This window comes from Streptomyces sp. NPDC091272 (assembly GCF_044757485.1).
Lineage (GTDB): Bacteria > Actinomycetota > Actinomycetes > Streptomycetales > Streptomycetaceae > Streptomyces.
On record NZ_JBIVVC010000007.1, the window covers coordinates 76,907 to 99,399 of the forward strand.

At 72.8% G+C, this 22,493-nt stretch carries 21 protein-coding genes and 1 riboswitch; of the genes, 12 read left to right on the forward strand and 9 right to left on the reverse strand.

Translation table 11 applies throughout. The features are described 5' to 3' along the window. Window positions 1-52: 52 nt before the first annotated feature. Together ACIQM4_RS20595 and ACIQM4_RS20600 are read right to left on the reverse strand one after the other, a co-directional pair. Window positions 53-1,195 carry an alpha/beta hydrolase gene (locus tag ACIQM4_RS20595; RefSeq protein ID WP_401593397.1) on the reverse strand — a complete coding sequence of 381 codons (1,143 nt, stop codon included), beginning with the start codon at window positions 1,193-1,195 and terminating at the stop codon, window positions 53-55. Between the two features lie 118 nt (window positions 1,196-1,313). Next, a complete protein-coding gene (locus tag ACIQM4_RS20600; RefSeq protein WP_401593400.1) occupies window positions 1,314-2,102 on the reverse strand; it encodes a class II aldolase/adducin family protein in 789 nt (262 codons plus the stop codon). Window positions 2,103-2,421: 319 nt separating this feature from the next. Between ACIQM4_RS20600 and ACIQM4_RS20605 the strand changes: the two genes are divergently transcribed. The 7 genes from ACIQM4_RS20605 to ACIQM4_RS20635 all read left to right on the forward strand — a co-directional run bounded on the left by ACIQM4_RS20605 (window position 2,422) and on the right by ACIQM4_RS20635 (window position 10,856). Next, window positions 2,422-3,675 carry an anion permease gene (locus ACIQM4_RS20605; RefSeq protein WP_401593402.1) on the forward strand — a complete coding sequence of 418 codons (1,254 nt, stop codon included), beginning with the start codon at window positions 2,422-2,424 and terminating at the stop codon, window positions 3,673-3,675. Between the two features lie 13 nt (window positions 3,676-3,688). After that, window positions 3,689-3,910 carry a hypothetical protein gene (locus ACIQM4_RS20610; RefSeq protein ID WP_401593405.1) on the forward strand — a complete coding sequence of 74 codons (222 nt, stop codon included), beginning with the start codon at window positions 3,689-3,691 and terminating at the stop codon, window positions 3,908-3,910. Between the two features lie 119 nt (window positions 3,911-4,029). Next, window positions 4,030-4,168: riboswitch (cobalamin riboswitch) on the forward strand. 36 nt (window positions 4,169-4,204) lie between these two features. Then, entirely contained in the window at window positions 4,205-5,209 is a 1,005-nt protein-coding gene (locus ACIQM4_RS20615; RefSeq protein ID WP_401593407.1) for a cobalamin biosynthesis protein, read from the forward strand. Further along, complete coding sequence (locus ACIQM4_RS20620; protein ID WP_401593410.1) at window positions 5,206-6,765, forward strand: cobyric acid synthase; 1,560 nt, start codon at window positions 5,206-5,208, stop codon at window positions 6,763-6,765. Before ACIQM4_RS20615 ends, ACIQM4_RS20620 begins: the two co-directional genes overlap by 4 nt. A gap of 67 nt (window positions 6,766-6,832) precedes the next feature. Beyond that, the gene (locus ACIQM4_RS20625; RefSeq protein WP_401593412.1) at window positions 6,833-8,905 is read left to right on the forward strand and encodes a putative cobaltochelatase; all 2,073 of its coding nucleotides are present in this window, start codon (window positions 6,833-6,835) and stop codon (window positions 8,903-8,905) included. Then, window positions 8,905-9,513: a cob(I)yrinic acid a,c-diamide adenosyltransferase gene (gene cobO / locus ACIQM4_RS20630; RefSeq protein ID WP_401593415.1), complete on the forward strand. Its 609-nt coding sequence runs from the start codon at window positions 8,905-8,907 to the stop codon at window positions 9,511-9,513. The genes ACIQM4_RS20625 and cobO overlap by 1 nt, the downstream gene beginning before the upstream one ends. Then, window positions 9,507-10,856, forward strand: a complete 1,350-nt coding sequence (locus tag ACIQM4_RS20635) for a cobyrinate a,c-diamide synthase (RefSeq protein ID WP_401593417.1) — start codon at window positions 9,507-9,509, stop codon at window positions 10,854-10,856. Before cobO ends, ACIQM4_RS20635 begins: the two co-directional genes overlap by 7 nt. Window positions 10,857-10,864: 8 nt before the next feature. On the opposite strand, the gene ACIQM4_RS20640 is transcribed toward ACIQM4_RS20635, so the two are convergent. Continuing rightward, a complete protein-coding gene (locus tag ACIQM4_RS20640; RefSeq protein WP_401593419.1) occupies window positions 10,865-11,593 on the reverse strand; it encodes a ZIP family metal transporter in 729 nt (242 codons plus the stop codon). 74 nt (window positions 11,594-11,667) lie between these two features. On the opposite strand from ACIQM4_RS20640, the gene ACIQM4_RS20645 reads away from it, so the two are divergent. Further along, entirely contained in the window at window positions 11,668-12,081 is a 414-nt protein-coding gene (locus tag ACIQM4_RS20645; protein WP_401593422.1) for a cobalamin biosynthesis protein, read from the forward strand. A 12-nt stretch (window positions 12,082-12,093) separates the two neighbouring features. After that, the gene (gene cobC, locus ACIQM4_RS20650) at window positions 12,094-13,143 is read left to right on the forward strand and encodes an Rv2231c family pyridoxal phosphate-dependent protein CobC (RefSeq protein ID WP_401593424.1); all 1,050 of its coding nucleotides are present in this window, start codon (window positions 12,094-12,096) and stop codon (window positions 13,141-13,143) included. Window positions 13,144-13,226: 83 nt separating this feature from the next. Here the strand turns inward: cobC and ACIQM4_RS20655 are convergent, their stop codons facing one another. Next, window positions 13,227-13,778, reverse strand: coding sequence for a MarR family winged helix-turn-helix transcriptional regulator (locus tag ACIQM4_RS20655; RefSeq protein WP_401593426.1), 552 nt, complete (start codon window positions 13,776-13,778; stop codon window positions 13,227-13,229). 130 nt (window positions 13,779-13,908) lie between these two features. Between ACIQM4_RS20655 and ACIQM4_RS20660 the strand changes: the two genes are divergently transcribed. Beyond that, window positions 13,909-14,994, forward strand: a complete 1,086-nt coding sequence (locus ACIQM4_RS20660; protein WP_401593429.1) for an alkene reductase — start codon at window positions 13,909-13,911, stop codon at window positions 14,992-14,994. Between the two features lie 166 nt (window positions 14,995-15,160). Here ACIQM4_RS20660 and thpD read toward each other — a convergent pair whose 3' ends face one another. The 5 genes from thpD to ACIQM4_RS20685 form a co-directional block, all read right to left on the reverse strand. Next, on the reverse strand, window positions 15,161-16,081 hold the full coding sequence (gene thpD / locus ACIQM4_RS20665; protein WP_401593431.1) for an ectoine hydroxylase: 921 nt from the start codon (window positions 16,079-16,081) through the stop codon (window positions 15,161-15,163). A 3-nt stretch (window positions 16,082-16,084) separates the two neighbouring features. After that, the gene (locus tag ACIQM4_RS20670) at window positions 16,085-16,483 is read right to left on the reverse strand and encodes an ectoine synthase (protein ID WP_401593433.1); all 399 of its coding nucleotides are present in this window, start codon (window positions 16,481-16,483) and stop codon (window positions 16,085-16,087) included. Window positions 16,484-16,533: 50 nt separating this feature from the next. Then, entirely contained in the window at window positions 16,534-17,802 is a 1,269-nt protein-coding gene (gene ectB, locus ACIQM4_RS20675; protein WP_401593436.1) for a diaminobutyrate--2-oxoglutarate transaminase, read from the reverse strand. 127 nt (window positions 17,803-17,929) lie between these two features. After that, on the reverse strand, window positions 17,930-18,481 hold the full coding sequence (gene ectA / locus ACIQM4_RS20680; protein ID WP_401593439.1) for a diaminobutyrate acetyltransferase: 552 nt from the start codon (window positions 18,479-18,481) through the stop codon (window positions 17,930-17,932). Between the two features lie 337 nt (window positions 18,482-18,818). After that, window positions 18,819-19,925, reverse strand: coding sequence for a pyridoxal-phosphate-dependent aminotransferase family protein (locus ACIQM4_RS20685; RefSeq protein ID WP_401594136.1), 1,107 nt, complete (start codon window positions 19,923-19,925; stop codon window positions 18,819-18,821). 73 nt (window positions 19,926-19,998) lie between these two features. Here ACIQM4_RS20685 and ACIQM4_RS20690 point away from each other — a divergent pair, with 73 nt between their 5' ends. Together ACIQM4_RS20690 and ACIQM4_RS20695 are read left to right on the forward strand one after the other, a co-directional pair. Then, complete coding sequence (locus ACIQM4_RS20690; RefSeq protein WP_401593442.1) at window positions 19,999-21,096, forward strand: amidohydrolase family protein; 1,098 nt, start codon at window positions 19,999-20,001, stop codon at window positions 21,094-21,096. Between the two features lie 280 nt (window positions 21,097-21,376). Then, entirely contained in the window at window positions 21,377-22,333 is a 957-nt protein-coding gene (locus ACIQM4_RS20695) for an SCO1860 family LAETG-anchored protein (RefSeq protein ID WP_401593445.1), read from the forward strand. The last annotated feature ends 160 nt before the right edge of the window (window positions 22,334-22,493 follow it).

The window sequence follows — 22,493 nt, forward strand, 5'->3', positions numbered from 1 at the left end:
CCGCGGGACCCTCCTCGGCCCCTTCCGCCGGCGGGCGCATGGCCGGCGGCCGCTACATCAAAGGGGTGAGGAAGCGGCGGAGGACCTCTTCGTAGGCGGCCGGGTCCGCGTTCCACATCGCCGCGTGGGGCGCGTCCGGCACGGTGTGCAGGGTGACCAGGTCGGGGCGGGCGGCGGCCAGCGCACGGGAGGGCCCCCACGGGGCGACGGTGTCGTCGGGCCCGTGGACGATCAGCGCCGGTACGCGCAGCCCGTTCGGGGCAGCCGCGTCGCGGAGCGGGTCGCCGTACGGCCCGGTGGCGCCCTGCACGGCCCGTACCGCGAGCGGGAGCAGGGCGGCCGGGGTGCGGCGGGCGACGGCCAGCGCGCGGACGGTCGCCTCCCGGTCGAGCACCGGTGAGTCGAGGACGATTCCCCGGACCAGGTGGCGGAGCGCGGAGGAGGTCGCGACGTGCAACGCCATCGTGGCCCCGGTGGACCAGCCGTACAGGACGATCCGTTCGGCGCCGTGCCGCACGGCGTGCCGGATCGCGGCGTCCAGGTCGCGCCACTCCGAGTCGCCGAGGTGGCCGAGGCCGTCCGGGGAGCGGGGCGCGCCGGGGTCGCCGCGGTAGCCGAGGCCGAGGACCGGGAGGCGGTAGCGGTGCAGGAGTTCCAGGACGTTCAGCGGGTGTTCGCGGGTGCCGCCCAGGCCGTGCACCGCGATCACCCAGGTGGTGCGGGTGCCGGGCACGTACCACGCGGGGAGCGCTCCGAGTTCACCCGTCACCTCGACGTTCTCGTACGCGATGCCGAGCGCGCCGCGGGGGTCGCCGGTGTGGACCTGCGGGGTCAGCCACACCTTCGCGCCCGGTTCGAGGGAGCCGTGGGAGATCCGCTCCAGGCGGCGTACGACCGTGTCCGCCTCGTGGGGCACGGCGTCCAGCACCGGCCCCACGACCGCGTGCACGGCCCCGCCGCCGGGGCCCGTGCCCTCCAGCCCGTACGTGCCGGGTCTGAGCGTGGCGAGGTCCCGGGTGAGGGTGACCTGGCCGGGCGACGCGGAGTGCACGGTGACCCATGGGTCCCCAGGCAACGGCCGGCCGGGCGACGTCCTGAGTGCGGCGTCGCCGGCGTACCGGGCCGCCGCGACCGTGGCGGCGCCGATACCGATCAGTGTGGTGACGGCCGCTGCCGTCGCTTTAGCCGGATGCACGGCTTCAGTCTCCTCAGCGGTGGCCGCTCCTGCCAGTGGGCGGGGGCCGCCGGTGGCCGGCCGGGCTGAGCGGTGCTCGCCGGCGAGTGCGGCTGCCGTCGAGCGCCCGGCCGCCTGATCACCCCTGCTGGCCGTAGCCGCGCAGCTGCTGTGCGGCGGCTTCGAGCTGGGCGTCGGACAGCAGGGCCGGGGCGCGGCCGGGCACGGCGGACGCGGTGAGCCACAGGCGGCACATCCACTCCAGTTGCGCCGTGCGGTCGTAGGCCTGGTCGAGGGTGTCGCCGTAGGTGAGGGTGCCGTGGTTCTGCAGGAGACAGCCGGTGCGGTCGCGGAGCGCGCGTCGTACGTTCTCGGCCAGCTCCTGGCTCCCGTACGTCGCGTACGGCGCCGTGCGTATCCGGCCTCCCATGGCCGCCGCCATGTAGTGCACCAAGGGCAGCCGGTCCACGAGGGTGGAGACGGCGGTGGCGTGCACGGCGTGGGTGTGCACGACCGCTCCGGCGTCGGTGTCCCGGTACACGGCGAGGTGCATGGGGAGTTCGCTGGTGGGGGTGAGGCCGCCAAGGACCTGGCGGCCGTCGAGGTCGACGCCGGTCGTCTCGGCCGGACCGAGCCGGTCGTAGGGGACACCGCTCGGGGTGACCAGGACGAGATCGCCCACCCGCACGGAGACGTTGCCCGAGGTGCCGACGACCAGCCCGTCCGCCACCGAGCGGCGCGCGGCGGCCACCAGGTCCCGCCAGGCCCGCGCGACCGGGTCCCCTTCGTCCCCTGCGCCCTCCCGCCAGGCCCGCGCGACCGGGTCCCCTTCGTCCCCTGCGCCCTCCCGCCGGCCCCGCGCGACCGGGTCCCCTTCTTCGTCCCGCGGTCCCGCCGACCCTGCCCGTTGCGTCTGCTCCGTCGCCATGCGCCGCATCCTGCCAGCACCCGGCGGCGCGCACCGGTTCCGAGGCCCCGTAAACGCACCGCGGACCGAGGCTGCGGGGCCCGCTCTCTTCCGGGTGACCGGAATCTCTTCCACGGCTCACACGGTCGGTGGAACACCTCCGCGCGGCGTTGGCTCCCAAGCCCCGCCCGGCGAGTGACCGCCGCGCGACCGTTGCGGTGAAATCCGGAACGGCGGTGCGGCGTTTCGAGTCACCGGGGCGCCCTGCCCAGTTCATCTTCCGTTCACTCAGGTTGCCTACGTTCCAACTGCCACTGACCTCAAACGATTGCCTGGGTAAATGGAACACATCACGCTCCTTCTCGGAATCGTGATCGTGACCGCTCTCGTGTTCGACTTCACGAACGGTTTCCACGACACTGCCAACGCGATGGCCACGACCATCTCGACCGGCGCACTCAAGCCCAAGACGGCGGTGGCCATGTCCGCCGTGCTCAACCTCGTTGGTGCTTTCCTCTCCGTCGAGGTCGCCAAGACGATCTCCGGCGGGCTCATCAACGAGAGCGGCATCACGACGGAAGTGATCTTCGCGGCGCTGGTCGGCGCCATCCTCTGGAACCTGTTGACCTGGCTGATCGGTCTGCCGTCCAGTTCCTCCCACGCACTCTTCGGCGGCCTCATCGGCGCCACCTTGATGTCGGTGGGTACCTCGGGGGTCAACGGCAGCGTCGTCATCACCAAGGTGCTGCTGCCCGCGATCGCCGCGCCGCTGGTGGCCGGCGTCGCCGCGTACCTCGCCACGAAGCTCACCTTCAAGCTGGCGTCCAGGACCGACGAGAAGGCCACCGCCAAGGGTTACCGCGCGGGCCAGATCGCCTCCGCCGGCCTCGTCTCCCTCGCGCACGGCACCAACGACGCCCAGAAGACGATGGGTGTCATCACCCTGGCCCTGGTCACCGGAAACGTGCTGGCCCCCGGCTCCAACCCGCCCCTGTGGGTCATCGTCTCGGCCGGTGTGGCCATCGCCGCCGGTACGTACCTGGGCGGCTGGCGCATCATCCGCACCATGGGCAAGGGCCTCACCGACCTCCGTCCGCCGCAGGGCTTCGCCGCCCAGACCGGCGCCGCGACGGTCATCCTGGCCTCCTCGCACCTCGGCTTCTCCCTCTCCACCACCCAGGTCTGCTCCGGCTCCGTGATGGGCGCGGGCCTCGGCCGCAAGGGCGGCGTGGTCCGCTGGTCGACCGCGACCCGGATGTTCGTCGCCTGGGGCCTGACGCTGCCCGCCGCGGGTCTGGTCGCCGCCGCCGCGGAGTTCCTGACGGGTCAGGGCGCCTGGGGCGTCACCGCCGTGGCCGTCCTGCTGGTCGCGGGCTCGGGTGTGATCTGGGCCCTGTCGCGCCGCAAGCCGGTCGACCACACCAACGTCACCGCCGACGACCTGGAGACGTCCGGCGAGCCCGCGGGCGTCGTCACCGCCGCCGTCGCCGCGGTCACCCCGCCCCCGGCCGGTGTCCTGCTGCACGACACGGACGACATAAAGGCCACCCTCCACTCCCCCGCCGAGGCGGCCCGCCCGGCCGCATCGGTCTAAGGACGCACACGACATGAACATCGACTGGGCAGCTCTCGGCACCGTCTTCGGCGTCAGCCTCGTGGCCACCGTGGGCCTGGTGGGCCTGTTCACCCTCGGCATCGTGGGGCTCTCCAAGCAGGAGGGCGCCACCGCCTCGGGCGGCTCCGCGACCGTGGCACGTACCGGCGCCTACGCCTGCTTCGCGCTCTGCGCGGCGGCCGTGGCATACGGAATCTTCCTGATCGTCGCCTGATCCTCGCTCCGCCCCCGCCGCCCCGTGCCTCGTGCGCGGGGCGGTTCTGCGTGCGCCCCCGGGCGGGCCGGTGCACGCGGGGAGCGCCGCAGGTCAACCCCAGGTTGACGGCTGTTCGCGGAGCGTGGTGGACTGCCGGAGCCAATACGGCGGCATGGAGAGGAAGCCGGTGCGAATCCGGCGCGGTCCCGCCACTGTCACGTACGTCCCGCGAGGGCCGTACGGAAGCCAGGAACTCCCAGCCGCTCGTCACGTCGAACCAGGGCGCGGACCCTGAGTTAAGGACACATCGCCATGCCCGGCTGCGGAACCCGCGGTCCAGCCGCCCCCTGCCCGAGTCCCGCCCGCGTCTTCGCGTACGGCGCCGCCGCCGGACTCCTCGGCGACCTGCTGCTCGGCGACCCCCGCAGGGGCCATCCCGTCGCCGCCTTCGGGCGGGCCGCAGCCGCGGTCGAGCGGGCGCTGTGGCGCGACCACCGCGGCCGGGGCGCCCTGCACACCCTGCTCTGCGTGGGCGGGGCCACGGGCGCCGCCGCGCTCGCCGCGCGCGCCGTGCGCCGCTCGCCCGCCGCGTCCGTCGCCCTGACCGCCGCCGTCACCTGGTCGGTCGTCGGTGGTACGTCGCTGGGGCGGGAGGCCCGCGCGGTCGGCGGGGCCCTGGCCGCGGGGGACCTCGACGTCGCCCGCGAGCGGCTGCCGCACCTGTGCGGGCGCGACCCGCAGGCCCTGGACGGACAGCAGATGGCGCGCGCCGTCGTGGAGTCGGTCGCCGAGAACACCTCGGACGCGGTGGTGGGCGCGCTGGTGTGGGGCGCGGTCGCCGGCGTGCCGGGGCTGGTGGCCTTCCGGGCGGTGAACACCCTGGACGCGATGGTCGGCCACAGGTCGCCGCACCATCTGCGGTACGGGTGGGCATCGGCGCGCCTCGACGACCTCGCGGGCTGGCCCGGCGCCCGGCTGACGGCCGCGCTGGCCGTGCTCGCGGGGGGTGACCCCCGGGGCGCTTTGCGGGCATGGCGCGCGGACGCCGCACACCACCCGAGCCCCAACGCGGGCCCGGTGGAGGCCTCGTTCGCGGGCGCCCTGGGCGTCACCCTCGGCGGCACGCTCTCCTACGCGGGCCGGGTGGAGCACCGTGCGGTGCTGAACGGGAAGAGCGGGCGTCCCGTGGACGTACCGGACATCGAGCGTGCGGTGCGGCTGTCGCGCCGGGTGAATCTGCTGGCGTTGGCCGTGTGCGCGGCGGGCCGGCTGGCCGCTTCGTACGGGCACGCGTACGTGAAGGGACGTAACTCATGAGCGGTGGCGGGCTGCTGGTCGCGGGGACCACGTCGGACGCGGGCAAGAGCGTGGTCACGGCGGGGATCTGCCGGTGGCTGGTGCGCCAAGGGGTGAAGGTCGCCCCGTTCAAGGCGCAGAACATGTCGCTGAACTCCTTCGTGACCCGTGAGGGCGCGGAGATCGGGCGCGCCCAGGCGATGCAGGCACAGGCCGCGCGGGTCGAGCCGAGCGCCCTGATGAACCCGGTGCTGCTCAAACCGGGCAGCGACAGGTCGAGTCAGGTGGTGCTGCTCGGCAAGCCGGTCGGCGAGATGAGCGCCCGCGGCTTCTTCGGCACGGCGGGCGGCAGGACGTACGGCAAGGGCGTGCAGGGCGGGCACCGCGAGGCGCTGCTCGGGACGGTCACCGAGTGCCTGGCCGAACTGCGCGACCAGTACGACGCGGTGATCTGCGAGGGCGCCGGAAGCCCGGCGGAGATCAATCTGCGCCGTACCGACATCGTGAACATGGGGATCGCACGGGCCGCGGACTTCCCGGTGGTGGTGGTCGGGGACATCGACCGCGGGGGCGTCTTCGCGTCGTTCTTCGGCACCACCGCGCTGCTCGCGCGGGAGGACCAGCGGCTGGTGGCGGGCTACCTGGTGAACAAGTTCCGGGGTGATGTCTCGCTCCTGGAGCCTGGCCTGGAGATGCTGGAGGACCTGACCGGGCGCAGGACGTACGGCGTGCTGCCGTTCGCGCACGGGCTCGGCATCGACGAGGAGGACGGCCTGCGGGTGTCGCTGCGCGGTGCGGTGCGCGAGTCCGTGGTGGCGCCGCCGGTCGGCGAGGACGTGCTGCGGGTCGCGGTGTGCGCGGTGCCGCTGATGTCCAACTTCACCGACGTGGACGCGCTGGCCGCCGAACCGGGTGTGGTCGTGCGGTTCGTGGACCGCGCGGAGGAGCTGGCCGACGCGGACCTGGTGGTCGTGCCCGGCACCCGCGGCACGGTGGGGGCGCTGCGGTGGCTGCGGGAGCGCGGCCTCGCGGACGCGCTGCTGCGGCGGGCCGCCGAGGGGCTGCCGGTGCTGGGGATCTGCGGCGGGTACCAGCTGCTCGGCACCCGCATCGAGGACGAGGTCGAGTCGCGCGCCGGGGTGGTCGAGGGGCTGGGCCTGCTGCCGGTACGGGTGCGCTTCGCCCGCGAGAAGACGCTCACCCGGCCGGTGGGCGAGGCGCTCGGCGAGGCCGTCGAGGCGTACGAGATCCATCACGGGGTGGCCGAGGTCCTCGGTGGGGAAGCCTTCCTGGACGGGTGCCGGGTGGGCGCCGTGTGGGGGACGCACTGGCACGGGTCGCTGGAGAGCGACGGGTTCCGGCGGGCCTTCCTGCGGGAGGTCGCGACGGCTGCGGGCCGGCGTTTCGTACCGGCACCGGACACGAGCTTCGAGGCCCTGCGCGAGGAGCAGCTGGACAGGCTCGGCGATCTGATCGAGGAACACGCGGACACGGACGGGTTGTGGCGGCTCATCGAGTCGGGCGCCCCGGCCGGCCTGCCGTTCGTGCCGCCGGGGGCGCCCGAGGGGCGCGGATGAGAAGTGCCGTACGCGCCACGCGAGTTGTGGCTGTGACAGCTGTGCCAGGAACCACTATGGAGGTCGCATGAGTACGCCCTACCCCTTCACCGCCCTCGTCGGACAGGACGACCTGCGGCTCGGGCTGCTGCTCAACGCCGTGTCTCCCGCCGTGGGCGGTGTGCTCGTGCGCGGCGAGAAGGGCACCGCCAAGTCCACCGCCGTGCGCGCGCTGGCGGCGCTGATGCCGCGGGTGAGCGTGGTCGACGGGTGCCGGTTCTCCTGCGACCCCGGGGCGCCGGACCCGGCCTGCCCCGACGGACCGCACCAGGAGGCCGGCGGCGTGTCGCGTGACGCGCGGATGGTGGAGCTGCCCGTCGGCGCGTCCGAGGACCGGCTGGTGGGCGCACTCGACATCGAACGGGCGCTGGCCGACGGCGTGAAGGCGTTCGAGCCGGGGCTGCTGGCCGACGCGCACCGCGGGATCCTGTACGTGGACGAGGTCAACCTCCTGCACGACCACCTCGTCGACCTGCTGCTCGACGCCGCCGCCATGGGCGCGTCGTACGTGGAGCGCGAGGGCGTGTCCGTGCGGCACGCGGCGAGGTTCCTGCTGGTCGGCACGATGAACCCGGAGGAGGGCGAGCTGCGGCCGCAGCTGCTCGACCGGTTCGGGCTGACCGTGGAGGTGGCCGCCTCCCGCGACACCGACCAGCGGGTGGAGGTCGTCAGGCGCCGCCTGGCGTACGACGACGACCCGGCCGCCTTCGCCGCCAAGTGGGCCGGCGAGGAGGGCGTCCTGCGGGAGCGGATCGTGGCCGCCCGCGCGCTGCTGCCGCACGTGCGGCTGGGCGACGACGCGCTCCGGCAGATCGCGGCGACCTGCGCGGCCTTCGAGGTCGACGGGATGCGGGCCGACATCGTGATGGCGCGCACTGCGACCGCGCTGGCCGCGTGGGCCGGGCGTGAGGACGTGCAGGAGGAGGACGTACGGCAGGCGGCGCTGCTGGCGCTGCCGCACCGGCGGCGGCGCAACCCGTTCGACGCGCCGGGACTCGACGAGGACAAGCTCGACGAGACGCTGGAGCAGAACGCCCCGCAGGACGAGGGCGACGGCGACGGCGGTGGGGACGACGACCCCGATCCCGGTCCTGACGGCCCCGGCGGTGGCATCCCGCCGCAGCAGGACGGCGGTGGCCCCGACGCGCCGGGGCGCGACGAGTCGCAGCAGGGCGACACGCCCGAACCGCCCCTGGACCGGCCGGAGCAGCCCGAGCAGCAGCCCGCGCCCTCCGGGCAGGCCGCCGCGGAACAGCCCGCCGCCAGGGCGGCCGAGCCGTTCCGTACGAAGATGCTGAGCGTGCCTGGCCTCGGCGAGGGGGCGGCGGGCCGCCGTTCCCGCGCACGCACCGAGCACGGACGTACGACAGGGGCGGTACGCCCCCGGGGCGCGCTCACCAAGCTGCACCTGGCCGCCACCGTGCAGGCCGCCGCCCCGCACCAGCACGCGCGCGGACGCACCGGGCGCGGCCTGGTCGTCCGCAGGGACGACCTGCGGCAGGCGACGCGCGAGGGGCGGGAGGGGAACCTGGTGCTCTTCGTGGTGGACGCCTCCGGGTCGATGGCGGCCCGGCAGCGGATGGGAGCCGTCAAGGGTGCGGTGCTGTCGCTGCTGCTCGACGCCTACCAACGGCGGGACAAGGTGGGCCTGGTGACCTTCCGCGGTAAGGAGGCGGAGGTGGCGCTGCCGCCGACGTCCTCGGTGGACGCGGCGGCGGCACGCCTGGAGCTGCTGCCGACGGGCGGGCGCACGCCGCTGGCCGCCGGGCTGCTCAAGGCGCACGACGTGCTGCGGGTGGAGAAGCTGCGCGACCCGTCGCGCCGGCCGCTGCTGGTCGTGGTGACGGACGGGCGCGCCACCGGTGGCCCCGAGCCCGTCGCGCTGGCGGGCCGGGCGGCGCGGCTGCACGAGGCCGAGGGTGTCGCCTCGGTGGTGGTGGACTGCGAGTTCGGCCTGGTCCGGCTCGGTCTCGCGGCAGAGCTGGCACGGGAGTTGGGCGGCAGCGCCGTCACGCTGGACGAGCTGCGCGCGGACTCCATCGCCGGACTGGTCAAGGACGTACAGGGCGCCGGTCGTGGCGCGTCGAGGAAGGTCGCGTAATGCCGCAGGGACAGCCGGAGACCGTACCGGACGACGGGCTCACCACCCGCCAGCGCCGCAACCGGCCGCTGCTCATGGTGCACACGGGCATCGGCAAGGGGAAGTCGACGGCCGCGTTCGGCATGGCGCTGCGGGCCTGGAACCAGGGCTGGCCGGTCGGGGTGTTCCAGTTCGTGAAGTCGGCGAAGTGGAAGGTCGGCGAGGAGAACGCGCTCAAGGTGCTCGGCGCCACCGGTGAGGGCGGGAGCGTCACCTGGCACAAGATGGGCGAGGGCTGGTCGTGGGTGCAGCGCGGTCTGCACGGCGACAACACCGACAACGAGGAGAAGGCCCGGGAGGGCTGGGAGCAGGTCAAGCGGGACCTGGCGGCCGAGACGTACAAGTTCTACGTGCTGGACGAGTTCGCGTACCCGATGCACTGGGGGTGGATCGACGTCGAGGAGGTCGTGCGGGTGCTGCGCGAGCGGCCGGGCACGCAGCACGTGGTGATCACGGGTCGGAACGCCCCGCAGGCACTGCTGGACGCCGCCGACCTGGTCACCGACATGTCAAAGGTGAAGCACCCGATGGACGCGGGTCAGAAGGGCCAGCGGGGCATCGAGTGGTAGCACGGATCGTGGTGGCCGCGCCGTCGTCGGGCAGTGGGAAGACCACCGTCGCGACGGGGCTGATGGCCGCCTTCACGGAGCGCGGACTGGCCGTTTCGCCGCACAAGGTGGGGCCGGACTACATCGACCCCGGTTACCACGCGCTGGCGACGGGCCGGCCCGGCCGGAACCTGGACGCGTACATGTGCGGGCCGCAACTGGTCGCCCCGCTGTTCGCGCACGGGGCAACCGGGTGTGACCTGGCGATCGTCGAGGGCGTGATGGGCCTGTACGACGGGGCGGCGGGACAGGGCGAGCTGGCGTCGACGGCACAGATCGCGAAGCTGCTGCGGGCGCCGGTGGTGCTGGTGGTGGACGGTTCGTCGCAGTCGCGGTCGGTGGCGGCGCTGGTGCACGGCTTCGCGTCCTGGGACCCGGAGGTGCGGATCGGCGGCGTGATCCTGAACAAGGTGGGTTCCGACCGGCACGAGGAACTGCTGCGGGAGGCCCTGGAGGGGTCGGGGGTGCCGGTGCTCGGCGCGTTGCGTCGGGCCCGGCAGGTGCGGACGCCTTCGCGGCACCTCGGGCTCGTGCCGGTGGCCGAGCGGCAGGCGGAGGCGGTGGAGTCGGTGGCGGCGCTGGCGGAGCAGGTGCGGGCGGGGGTGGACCTGGAGGCGGTGCTGGGGCTGGCGCGGGGGGCGGGGACGCTGGATGCGGAGGCTTGGGACCCGGGGGCGCGCGGGGCCCGAGAGGGTGGCGCTGACCCTGTGGTGGCGGTGGCTGCCGGGTCGGCTTTTACGTTCTCGTACGCGGAGCACGCGGAGCTGCTTGCTGCGGCCGGGGCAACGGTCGTGCCCTTCGATCCCCTGCACGACGAGCAACTGCCCGACGGAACCGGCGGGCTGGTGATCGGGGGCGGGTTCCCCGAGGTGTACGCCCCCGAGCTTTCGGCGAACGAGCCGCTGCGCGAGGCCGTCGCCGCACTCGCCGCCTCCGGTGCGCCGGTGGCCGCCGAGTGTGCGGGACTGCTGTATCTGTCCCGGTCGTTGGACGGGCAGCCGATGTGCGGGGTGCTCGACGCGCAGGCGCAGATGTCGCAGAAGCTGACGCTCGGCTACCGGGAGGCCGTCGCCGTCGGGGACAGCGCGCTGGCGGCTGCCGGGACCCGGCTGCGGGGGCACGAGTTCCACCGTACGGCCGTCGAGCCCGGGGCCGGCGCCGCGCCCGCGTGGGGCTTCACGCATCCGCAGCGGCGCGTCGAGGGCTTCGTCCAGGGCAATGTGCACGCCAGTTATCTGCACACGCACTGGGCGGCGGCCCCGGAGATGGCGTACCGGTTCGTGGAACGGTGCCACCGGCCGTGACCGAGCACTCATTCCGCCGCGATGCCCACCACCAGCCACACGAAGCCGGCGCCCGCCACCGTGCACAGCAGGGTGGAGCGGGCCGGGTGGTCGTGGTGGGCCTCCGGCAGGATCTCGGCGGCCGCCAGATAGAGGAGCACACCGCCGAAGAAGCCCAGATAGCAGCCGAGGAGTTCGGCCGGGAGGGTGAACAGGAGCGTCGACGCGGCGCCCACCACCGGGGCCGCCGCGTCCGCGAACAGCATCGCGACGGCCTTGCGGCGCTCGTTGCCGTACAGGCTGGTCAGCGTGTACGTGTTGAAGCCGTCCGCGAAGTCGTGGGCGATCACCGCGAGCGCGACGGCCAGGCCCATGCCGCCGCCGACCTGGAAGGCCGCGCCGAGGGCGATGCCGTCCATCAGGCTGTGTCCGACCATGGCGGAGGCGGCGGTGAGGCCCACCTCCGGGATGCGCTCGCCCTCCTCGCCCCCGTGCGCGGCGTGCCGACCGGCCAGCAGGTGCTCCCCCACGTGCGCGCCGAGGAAGCCCCCGACGAACAGCAGCAGCGCGGCGGGCACCCCGAACACCTCGTTGTCGGCGGCCTCCAGGGCCTCCGGCAGCAGATCGAGACCGACCACGCCGAGCATCAGCCCGCCGGCCAGGCCCAGCACGAGGTGGCGCCGGTCGGTGACGCGCTGGGCGACCCAGCCACCGAACAGCGTCATCAGGAACGCGCCGAGCGCGACGAAGACCGCCATGTGCCCTTGCTAGCCGATGGCCGGGGCACCGCGCACCTCGGGCTGGGCCGAACCGCCGCCGACGGGGTGGCCGGGTGAGCGGGGCCGAACGGGTGAGTGTCGGCGTCGGGGCCTGCCAGGACGCGCCCGCCGACGAGCTGTACGCACTCGTGGTGGGCGTGCTCGCCGAGGCCGGACTGCCGTTGACGGCCGTGACGGCGCTCGCCACCGTCGACGTCAAGGCGCACGAGCGGGCCGTCGTCGACTGCGCGCGGCGGCTCGGCGTGCCGGTCCTGTCGTACGGGGCGCGGCGCCTGGCATCGGTGACGGTGCCGAACCCGTCCGGGCGGGCTATGGGGGCGGTCGGCACGCCGTCCGTGGCGGAGGCGGCGGCTCTCGTCGCCGGGGGCTATGGGGCCGAGCTCCTGGTGCCCAAACGGAAGTCGAACCCCCCGGGGCGGCCGGCCACGGCGACGTGCGCGGTGGCCCTCATCCCACAGCGACCCTGACGCGAGGCGATCATGCACTTTCCCCATGACCTGCGCCACCACGGCGACGCCGAGGTGCGCGGCGCGGCCCGGCTGACCGACCTCGCGGTCAACGTACGCTCCGACACCCCGCCGAAATGGCTCAGGGAACGGCTCGCCGCCTCCCTGGCCACTCTCGCCGCCTACCCCGACGGCCGGGCCGCGCGGGCGGCGGTGGCGGCGCGGCACGGGCTGCCGGCGGAGCGGGTGCTGCTGACGGCGGGCGCGGCGGAGGCCTTCGTGCTGATCGCACGGGCGCTGCCGGCCCGGCACCCCGTGGTGGTCCATCCGCAGTTCACCGAGCCGGAGGCGGCGCTGCGTGACGCGGGGCACGACGTCGGGCGGGTGCTGCTGCGGGAGGCCGACGGCTTCCGGCTGGACGTGGCCGCCGTGCCGGACGAGGCGGATCTGGTGGTGATCGGCAATCCGACGAACCCGACGTCGGTGCTGCACCCGGCCGGTCTCGTCGCCCGGCTGGCGCGGCCCGGGCGGACGCTGGTGGTCGACGAGGCGTTCATGGACGCGGTGCCGGGCGAGCCGGAGGCACTGGTGGGCCGGGGCGACGTGCCGGGCCTGGTGGTGCTGCGCAGCCTGACCAAGACCTGGGGCCTCGCGGGGCTGCGGGTGGGGTACGTGACGGCCTCCGACCCGGCTACCATCGCCGCCCTGGAGCGCGCCCAGCCGCTGTGGCCGGTGTCCACGCCCGCACTGGTGGCCGCGCAGGCGACCGCGACGCCCGAGGCACTGGCCGAGGCCGCGCGGGCCGCGGTGCGGACCGACGCGGACCGGGAGCACCTGGTCACCGGGCTCCGCGGGCTCGGCCGGGACCGCGTACGGGTGGTCGAGGGGGCGCGGGCCCCGTTCGTGCTGGTGCGGACGGTGGACGCCATGGCGGTACGGGCGCGGCTGCGCGCACGTGGTTTCGCGGTACGCAGGGGGGACACCTTCCCCGGGCTCGGCGAGGACTGGCTGCGGATCGCGGTCCGGGACACCGGAACGACGACCCGCTTCCTCACCGAACTGGAAGCCGCACTACCCGGCTGAACGCGCCCACGAGTGCTGACCGCCGGCATGAGTGCGCAAGCGCGCCCACTCCAATGACCGACCACCCTCCCCCGTCGCGCCCGCTACCCGGCGCATCCCCGCGTGCCCGGCTCCGTCGGCCCGCTCTCCTCGCACGGCATTCCCTCCGCGCCGGGCACCGCCCGGTCCCCCTCCGGGCAGAGGTTCGTCTCCACCTTCCCCAGCAGCCGCAGCAGCTCCTCCCGCTCCCCCTGATCCAGCCCCGCCAGCGTCCTCGCCTCCAGCTCGGCCCAGGCGGCCACCACCCGCTCGCGCAGTCCGCAGCTCTCGCCCGTCGCCTCGACGAGTGAGGCGCGCCGGTCGGCGGGGTCCGGTCGGCGGCGTACGTGACCCGCCTGTTCCAGCCGCTGGAGGGACTTGGTGACCGTGGAAGGGTCGAGGCCGACCGACTTGATGAGTTCGGACTGGCGCACCGCCCCGGCCTCCCACAGGTGCATCATCACGAACTCCTGGCCCGGGTAGAGCCCCAGGCACCGCAGCACCCTGCCCGCCGCGATCCGGTGCAGTCTGGCCACCACCGACAGGGAGTGGCTGACCGGGCCGCCGATGGCGGCCGCGGGGACGGGGGCGGAACAGAGCGGGTCGTCGGAGTTCATGGCGGTTCCTCGGGTGCGGGGAAAGTTCTCTCCCCCACTTTAACTTGGTCGGCCAAGTAATGAGCTACAGTGAGTCCATCGGTATTACTTGGCCGACCAATAGTCGGCTGTTCCCCTGGAGGCATCCGCCATGACCAGCACCGCGTTCCAGTCCTACGACCTCGCAGGCACCACTCTCGCCAACCGCATAGCGATGGCGCCGATGACCCGCAGCCGGGCCGGCGCGGGCGGCGTGCCGACCGAGCTGGTGGCCGAGTACTACGCCCAGCGCGCCTCCGCCGGGCTGATCGTCACCGAGGGCGTGCAGCCGTCCGTCGTCGGACAGGGCTACCCGTTCACGCCGGGCCTGCACACCCAGGAGCAGCTCGCCGGCTGGCGCAAGGTCACCGACGCCGTGCACGCCGAGGGCGGCGTGATCTTCGCCCAGCTGATGCACGCCGGCCGGATCGGCCACCCGAGCCTGCTGCCGGACGGCCTGACCCCGGTCGCGCCCTCCGCCGTGACGCCCGCGGGCCAGCTCTTCACCGCTGCCGGCCCCGTCGACTTCACCGAGCCCCGCGCCCTCACCGCCCACGAGATCACCGAGACGGTACGGGACTTCGCGCGGGCCGCCCGTAACGCCGTCGAGGCCGGCTTCGACGGCGTGGAACTGCACGGCGCGAACGGCTACTTGATCCACCAGTTCCTGTCCGCCAACGCCAACCTGCGCACCGACGAGTGGGGCGGCGAGGTCCAGAACCGGATCAGGTTCGCCGTCGAGGCCGTCAAGGCGGTCGTGGCCGAGATCGGCGCGTCCCGGACCGCGATCCGGCTCTCGCCCGGCAACCCGTACAACGACGTCGTCGACGTCGAGAACGCGCGCGAGGTGTACGAGGCCCTGGTCGACGCCATCGAACCGCTCGGCCTCGCCTATCTGCACACCCTCGAAACGGGCCCCGAGCAGCGGGAGTTCAGCACCGCGCTGCGGGCGAAGTTCTCCGGCACCTTCATCCTGAACCCCTTCACCGAGGGGCCGACCGACCACCGTGCGCTCAGCCTGCTGGACGACGGGGCCGCGGACCTGCTGGCGTTCGGCGCGCTGTTCCTGGCCAACCCGGACCTGCCCGCCCGGCTGGCCACCGAGGGCCCCTACAACACCCCGGACCCGGCCACCTTCTTCGGCGGCACGGAACAGGGCTTCACGGACTACCCGGCGCTCAACGAGGTCGCCGCGTAAGGCCACGTAAGGCCGCGTAAGGCCGCGTAAGGCCGAGCGGAGCTGCCGGACGGCGGGAAGCACGGAAAAGGTGGGGCGGAACCTCTTCGCGAAGAGGTCCCGCCCCACCTTGTCCTACGGCCTTGTCCTGCGGCCTTGCCCTACGGCCCTGTCGCCTCCGCCGTGGTCAGCGCACCGGGGTGAAGTCCCGTGCGCCGATGAAGTCCGGGCGGCCGACCGGGGCCGCGAACGGCTCCACCGCCTGGTTCTCCACGCTGTTGAACACGATGAAGACGTTGCTGCGGGCGTAGGGGGTGATGTTGTCCCCCGAGCCGTGCATGCAGTTGCAGTCGAACCAGGTCGCCGAACCGGCCCGCCCGGTGAAGAGCTTGATGCCGTGCGCGTCGGCCATCCTGGTCAGCGCCTCGTCGGACGGGGTGCCCGCGTCCTGCATCTGGAGCGACTGCTTGTAGTTGTCCTTCGGCGTCTCGCCCGCGCAGCCCAGGAAGTGCTTGTGCGAGCCGGGCATGATCATCAGCCCGCCGTTGGTGTCCAGGTTCTCGGTGAGCGCGATCGAGACCGACACGGTCCGCATGTTCGGCAGACCGTCCTCGGCGTGCCAGGTCTCGAAGTCCGAGTGCCAGTAGAAGCCGGAGGCGCCGAAGCCGGGCTTGACGTTGATCCGGGACTGGTGGACGTACACGTCCGAGCCGAGGATCTGGCGGGCCCTGCCCACCACCCGCGGGTCCCGCACCAGCTGGGCGAAGACGGTGCTGAGCTTGTGGACCTCGAAGACCGACCGTACGTCCTGCGACTTCGGCTCGATGATCGAGCGCTCGTCGGCCCGCACCGCGGGGTCGGCGACCATCCGGTCCAGCTCCGCCCGGTACAGCGCGACCTCGTCGTCCGAGATCAGCTGGTCGACGGTGAGGAAGCCGTCCCGCTCGAAGCCGGAGAGGTCACCTGCCGAGATCGGGCCCTCCGCGTCCGGGACCCAGAGGACCGGGTCCTGGCGGGGGGTGGTCACCTCGGTGGCACCGCGGGTCGGGTAGAGATCGCCGGTCACGGAGCCCGTCGGGTTGGTGACGTCCGTCGAAAGCGCACTCATGGCTCAGACCTCCTCGGTCAGCAGCGGGTACACGCCGTTCTCGTCATGGTCCTCCCGTCCGGTCACGGGCGGGTTGAACACGCACACGCACCGGAAGTCGGTCTTCGGGCGCATGGTGTGACGCTCGTGGCCGTCCAGCAGGTACATCGTGCCGGGCTCGATCCAGTGGGTCTCGCCCGTCTCGTCGTTGGTGAGTTCCGCCTCGCCCTCGACGCAGAGCACGGCCTCGATGTGGTTCGCGTACCACATCTCGGTCTCCGTACCCGCGTAGAGGATGGTCTCGTGGAGGGAGAACCCGACCTTCTCCTTGGCGAGCACGATGCGCTTGCTCTCCCAGGTTCCGGTCTTCGCCTTCACATGGCGGTCGGTTCCTTCGATGTCCTTGAACGAGCGGACAATCACGGTGACTTGGACCTTTCTCTTACGACGAAAATGGCAGGGGTGACGAGGTGTCAGGCGGTCTCGCGGACCGCGCGCGCCAGGATGCGCAGACCCTCGTCGAGTTCGTCCGCGGAGATCGTGAGCGCCGGGAGCAGCTTCACGACCTCGCTCTGCGGCCCTGAGGTCTCCAGGAGCATCCCGAGTTCGAAGGCGCGGCGGCACACCGCGGTGGCCCGCTCCTTGTCGGTGAACTCGATGCCCCAGACCAGGCCGCGGCCGCGGAAGCTCACGCCGGCCTCGGCGTTCTCGTCGGCGATGGCGAGCAGCGCGCGCTCGACCAGCTCGCCGCGGGCCTGGGTCTGCTTCTCCATCTGGCCGTCGGCCCAGTAGGCGTTGAGGGCGGCGGCGGCGGTGACGAAGGCGGGGTTGTTGCCGCGGAAGGTGCCGTTGTGCTCGCCGGGCTCCCAGACGTCGAGCTCCGGCTTGAACAGGCAGAGCGACATGGGCATGCCGTAGCCGCTGATCGACTTCGAGAGGGTGACGATGTCCGGCGTGATGCCCGCCTCCTCGAAGGAGAAGAACGCGCCGGTGCGGCCGCAGCCCATCTGGATGTCGTCGACGATCAGGAGCATGTCCTGGCGGTGGCACAGCTCCTGCAGGGCGCGCAGCCACTCGGCGCGGGCGACGTTGATGCCGCCCTCGCCCTGGACCGTCTCGACGATCACGGCGGCGGGCTTGTTGAGGCCCGAGCCCTGGTCCTCCAGGAGGCGCTCGAACCACATGAAGTCCGGGACCGTGCCGTCGAAGTAGTTGTCGAACGGCATCGGGGTGCCGTGCACGAGCGGGATGCCGGCGCCGGCGCGCTTGAAGGCGTTGCCTGTGACGGCGAGCGAGCCGAGCGACATGCCGTGGAAGGCGTTGGTGAAGGACACGACCGACTCGCGGCCCTTGACCTTGCGGGCCAGCTTCAGCGCCGACTCGACGGCGTTGGTGCCCGTCGGGCCGGGGAACATCACCTTGTACGGCAGGTCCCGGGGCCGCAGGATCACGTTCTGGAAGGTCTCCAGGAAGGCCCGCTTGGCGGTGGTCGCCATGTCGAGGCCGTGCGTGATCCCGTCGCGCTCGATGTAGTCGATCAGGGCGCGTTTGAGGACCGGGTTGTTGTGCCCGTAGTTGAGGGAGCCCGCACCGGCGAAGAAGTCCAGGTAGGTGTGGCCGTCCTCGTCGTGGAGGTGGCTGCCCTGCGCGCGGTCGAACACGGCGGGCCAGCTGCGGCAGTAGCTGCGGACCTCGGACTCAAGGGTTTCGAAGACACTGAGGGCGGGGGGCGTGATGGTCACTGCGGTCTCCTGGGATGGGGAGAGGGCGGGTGTACGAAAAAGAAGTTCAGGGGCCGCGGAGCTCGGGCCGCGACGGGTCCGCCGCCGGTGTTGTCACCGGCGTCGGGAGCTGGGCCGGACCTGACGTTCAGGCCGCGACGGGGCTGATCCGGTACAGCACCTCGGGCAGGTGCGTCTCGCCCGAGTCCGCAGGGAACAGCCCTCCGTCGAAGAGGACCTCGCGGGTCAGGGACGCGCCGCGGCGCTCCGCGTAGGAGGTGAACAACCGGTCGGACGGGACGTTGTCCGGCGTGATGGTCGTCTCCACGGTGCTGATGCCGTGACTGGCGGCGACCTTCGTGGTCAGCGCCTCCAGCAGGGTGCCGGCCAGACCGCGGCCGCGGTGCTCGCCGTCCACCGCGACCTGCCAGACGACCAGCGTCTCGGGGCGCTCCGGGCGGACGTACCCGGTGATGAAGGCGATCGGGTCGCCGCCGGGCCGGTCGCGGGCGACCACCGAGGTCGTCGCGAAGTCGCGACACCACAGGAGGTAGCTGTACGAGGAGTTCAGGTCCAGGACCTCGGAGTCGCGGGCGATGCGCCAGATCGCTGCTCCGTCCTCCACTCGTGGGCTGTCGATCTCCAGGCTGCTGTTTTCCAGAAGCTGCGTAGTTGCTGGGTCTGCTTGTGCGGCAGTCATGTCGATGAAATTTACCGAGGGAATTCAAAAAATGCATGGTGGTGCGGGGTTGGCCAAGGACGCCTTTCGTGTTATCGCGCGAGGTTGATCTTGAGGCGCACCGGTCGCAAATCAAGACGATTTGCCCGGTAATTTCCGGGCAAATCTCCTTGCGTGTGGGGTCGGTCACACCCCCGTAACCAGCGCGAACCAGCCGCGAAACCTGGGTGTTTAGCCCCAGGGGAAGCGGGCATAAGGAAACGGGAAGCTGCGGAGGATAAGCAGCTTCCCGTTTTCTGTGAATTCCCTTGGAGACCGAAGTGGCACCACAGGGAATTCCGCGTAATGCAATCGCGAATTATTCGCCCGGCCAGGTTTCCGTCACCGCGTTCCGGGCAGAAGCGAGGTCCGGCTCCTGCCCGAGCGCCGCCAGCGCCCCGCCGATGGCCGCCAGTGCGGCGAGCACCACGTCGCGCGTCGCGTCGACGCCGTAGTGGTTGACCCGGATCATCTCCTTGGCGAGCGCGCCGCCGCCCGCGACGAGCGGGACGGCCGGGTCGAGGGCGAGCGCCTTCGCGACCACCTCGCTCGCGTCCGGTCCGCCGGTCACCCGCAGGGTCGTCGCCACGGGTGCGGCGTCCTTGCTCTCGTACACGAACGGCTCGATGCCCCCGCCGAGCGCGAGCGCGCCCGCCCGGGTCGCGGCGGCGGCCTTGGCGTGCCGGGCCGTCACGGCGTCCAGGCCCTCGGCCCCGATCCGCTCCAGGCACGCCTCCAGCGAGAGCATCTCCAGCTGGGCGGGGGCGAACAGCAGCGCCTTGCGGCCGCCGTCGATCCAGCGCTCCTTCCAGTCCAGGAGCGAGAGGTAGGAGGCGCGGGGCGCGTCCGGGTTGGCGGCGAACCGCTCCCAGGCGCGGGCGCTCACCGAGACGGCTGACACACCGGCGGGGCCTCCCATCGCCTTCTGTGCGCCGATCACGCACAGGTCGACACCCCACGCGTCGGGGGTGACCGGTTCGGCGCCGACCGACGCCACCGCGTCCAGGTAGAACAGCGCGCCGTGCGCGCGCACCACTTCGCCGATCGCGGCGACCGGGTTGGTGTTGCCCGTCGCGGCCTCGGCGTGCACCAGCGACACGAAGTCGATCTCCGGGTGCGCCGCGAGCGCGTCGCGCACCTGCTCCGCGGTGACGGCCGTGTGGAACGGCACCACGAGGTCGGTCACGGTGGCGCCGCAGCCCCGCAGCCAGTTGCCGAAGGTCTGCCCGTAGGGGCCGGTGACGATGTTCAGCGCGCTCGATCCGCGCGGGGCGCCGGCCCTGATGCACGCCTCCAGCGGCAGCAGCGCCTCGCCCTGCATGATCACCACGTCCTGCCCGGTGCCGAGCAGGGCCGCCACCCGCTGCTCGATGCGGGCGAAGTCCGCGGCGGTGACGGGCGGCAGGTCCAGCAGAGGATGTGTCACGACGGTGCTCATCTCGGATCAGTGTTCGGTGCTCCTCGGCCGAGCGTAGTCCCCCGCTCGTACAGTGCTGGACATGAGTGATCACGAGGTGCTGCACGTGAAGGGGCGGGTACTGGCCGGGCCCGACGACGTACGGGGCGAACTGTGGGCGGTGGACGGCCGCATCACCTACGAGCGCCCCGCCGGACTGCGGGTGGGCGCCACGGTCGAGGGCTGGGTGCTGCCCGGGCTCGTCGACGCGCACTGCCACGTGGGGCTCGACGCGCACGGGGCGGTGGACGCGGAGACGAGTGAGAAGCAGGCCCGCACCGACCGGGAGGCGGGCACGCTGCTGATCCGGGACGCCGGTTCCGCGGCCGACACCCGCTGGATCGACGACCGGGAGGACCTCCCGAAGATCATCAGGGCGGGCCGGCACATCGCCCGCACGCGCCGCTACATCCGCAACTACGCGCACGAGATCGAGCCGGGCGACCTCGTCGCATATGTGGCGGCCGAGGCGCGCAGGAGCGACGGCTGGGTCAAGCTGGTCGGCGACTGGATCGACCGGGAGGCCGGTGATCTGACGCCCTGCTGGCCGCGCGGCGAGGTCGAGGCGGCGATCGCCGAGGCGCACCGGCTCGGCGCCCGGGTCACGGCACACTGCTTCGCCGAGAACTCCCTGCGGGACCTGGTAGAGGCCGGGATCGACTGCGTCGAGCACGCCACGGGTCTCACCGAGGAGACGATCCCGCTCTTCGCGGAGCGGGGCGTGGCCATCGTTCCGACCCTGGTGAACATCGCGACCTTCCCGCACCTCGCGGACGGCGGCGAGGCCAAGTTCCCGCGTTGGTCGGCCCATATGCGGGAGCTGCACGCGCGTCGTTACGACACGGTGCGCGCGGCCCACGACGCGGGCATCCCGGTCTTCGTCGGCACGGACGCCGGCGGCTCGCTCGCACACGGGCTGGTCGCCGAAGAGGTGGCCGAACTGGTGAGGGCGGGCATTCCGGTACGGGACGCGCTGGGCGCCGCCGCGTGGGACGCCCGGCAGTGGCTGGGCCGGCCGGGACTTGAGGAGGGCGCACCCGCCGACCTCGTCGTTTACGACGCGGACCCGCGGGCGGACGTGCGTGTCCTGGCAGCGCCGCGGCACGTCGTCCTGAACGGGCGCGTGACGGACGGGGGGTGACACGGGGGTGTCCGGGGGCGGCTCCGTTCGTTGTACGTCCTCATGGGCGCGCCCCTCCGACGGCGGTACCGGAGGGGCTGAGACGAACGCCCGTGCTTGAGGAAGCGAACGTACGGCCGGAAACCCCCCTTTGGAGTGAACTCACGCCGCGTGCCTGTCCATTCACCCACAGTGCGTAAAGATTCCGGTGTCCCGGTCGTCAACGGCACGCACCCACGGTGTCCCCCGTGGCGGGTGGTGCTGCTCGGCGACCCCTTTCACTTGTGGGGGTTCCACCACCTTGAACAGCTCTCTCTTCCTCCTGCCGGCCCGCCGGAGCGCCGCAGGAGTCGTTGCCGCCGGTCTGCTCGCCGGGCCGCTGGCACTGCTGGCCGCCGGTTCCGCGCAGGCGACCGGCCACCCGTCGGAGTCCGGGCGGGCGAACGCCTCCGTCCTGCGGGTCGGGCTCGACGTTTCACTCCTGAACAAGACGGTGAACGTACCGGTGAAGGCCGCCCTCAACGAGGTGCAGGCACCGGCGAGTGCCGAGCGCACGGCGCTGACCGTACGGGTGGACGGCGTCGACCAGGGGCGGCCGGTCTCGATGCTCAAGGCCGACGTCGCGACCGCGAAGGCGACCGTGGAGGGGGACAGGGCCGAGGGCAGGTCCGAGCTCGCCCACGCGAAGGTGCACCTCCCCGGACTCCCCCTGCTCTCGCTCATCGAGGTCGAGAAGGTCACCTCGAAGTCGGTGTGCGTCGCGGGTTCCCGCCCCGAGGCCGAGGCGAACGTGCTGGGGCGGGTGACGGTCCTGGGCAAGCGGATCACGCTGAGCGCGGGCGGGGTGACCCGGGTCACCGTCCCCGCGGTGGGCGAGGTCGCCCTCACCCTTTCCAAGACCAGCACCTCCACCCGGACGGCGGCCGCGGCCGCGCTGGAACTGAAGGTGTCGGTGAACCCGCTCAAGCTGAACGTCGCGGAGGTGGAGGGGGTGGTGACGCTGGCGGAGACGGGCTGCACCGTGCCGGACGTGCGGACGAGCAAGCCGACGCCGCCCGCCCCGGCGGCGCCTGACGCCCCCGCGGAGGTGAAGCCCCAGACGGTCGGGGTGAAGCAGGCCGGCCCGGCACCGGTCAACCTGGCCGAGACGGGCGGCAGTTCGGCCACGCCGTACCTGGTGGGCGGCGCGGCGCTCCTGCTGGCCGCGGGCGGCGGCGCGCTCGCCCTGACCCGCAGCCGCAGCCGCGGCCGCGGCTGAGCGGAGCTCCGCCGGGAGACGGTGACGGCGGTACTGGACGGGAGACGGTGACGGCGGTACCACCGGGAGCCGGTGACGGCGGTACTCACGGGAGACGGTGACGGCGGTACCACCGGGAGCGGTGACAGCGGTGCCACCGGGAACCCGTATGGGCGGTACC